This window comes from Pseudoalteromonas sp. S3776, assembly GCF_005886915.1.
Lineage (GTDB): Bacteria > Pseudomonadota > Gammaproteobacteria > Enterobacterales > Alteromonadaceae > Pseudoalteromonas.
The window spans coordinates 1-320 of the sequence record NZ_PNCU01000164.1 but is presented as its reverse complement, the minus strand read 5'-3'; the positions used below and the strand labels follow the sequence as shown (position 1 = coordinate 320).

The 320-nt window shown below is 41.2% G+C and carries 1 pseudogene; it reads right to left on the bottom strand.

From position 1 onward, the window contains the following. Positions 1 to 140: 140 nt before the first annotated feature. A pseudogene (locus CWC16_RS19505) lies at positions 141 to 320 on the bottom strand (hypothetical protein); the annotation flags it as partial.

Sequence of the window (320 nt, the reverse complement as noted above, 5' to 3'; positions counted from 1 at the left end):
CAAAACGAATATTTTGATGTAAGACCCTTTTCGGGCCGGGATCCCATGCGGATATAGTTGCACCCATATTTGCCAAGTCGTTGGCAAATATGCTTCCTGCTTCTCCTAAACCAAGTATGGCGATATGCATAGTGTATTATTTAGTAGCCAAATTTTTTATCCCAGCCATAAATTTGTATGGAAGTTTTTCCCTCTCTTAGTTGTTTGCGAACACTTTCTTCTTTTGCTTCTCTCGCAATTGATTTTTCGATCGTCTCCAGTGCTCTGTTTTGTGGAACCACTACAACGCCATCTCTATCGCCTACAATAATATCACCGGG